Source organism: Pseudomonas sp. YuFO8 (assembly GCF_035065025.1).
GTDB classification, from domain to species: Bacteria; Pseudomonadota; Gammaproteobacteria; order Pseudomonadales; family Pseudomonadaceae; genus Aquipseudomonas; species Aquipseudomonas putida_AE.
This window is the reverse complement of record NZ_JAXDEQ010000120.1, coordinates 1-477: the sequence shown is the minus strand read 5'-3', so window position 1 is coordinate 477 and position 477 is coordinate 1. Positions and strand designations below refer to the sequence as shown.

The following is a 477-nucleotide window of genomic DNA, read 5'->3' as shown; positions in this document are numbered from 1 at the left end:
GCCTGTTCGATCTCGTCGTTCTGCGCCTGCAGGCCACGGGTGCTTTGCTCCATCACCGAACTCATTTCTTCGGCAGCAGACGCCAGCTGCTGCGCCGACTCGCTGATCCCGCGAATGGTGCCTTGCAGCTGCGCCTGCATGGTGGCCAGGGCCGTGAGCAATTGGGCGGGTTCGTCGTTGCCGTTGACGGCGATTGGCTGGCTCAAGTCGCCGCCGGCAATGGTGCGGGCAACGATCAGGGCCTGGCCGAGGGGGGCGATGATGCTGCGGGTCAGCAGCCAGGCCAACAGTAAGGTGACGATCAACGCGAAGACGATGATCGAGCCGACGACCCACTGCGCGCTGGAATAGGTCTGTGCGGCGGAGTCCACAGCGGTTTCCACGCCGCTCTGGTTGAACGCGATCATGTCCTCCAGGCTTTTGTTGAGAATCACGCCTTGTGGCGCGAGTCGGCTGTTGAGCAGATCGATGGCGTCC

Annotated in this window: 1 protein-coding gene; it reads right to left on the bottom strand. The window is 63.3% G+C overall.

Annotated features, from left to right (window positions below; translation table 11 throughout):
- Positions 1-477: methyl-accepting chemotaxis protein (locus SOP95_RS31580; protein ID WP_323609525.1), on the bottom strand; the 477-nt coding region annotated here is incomplete at both ends.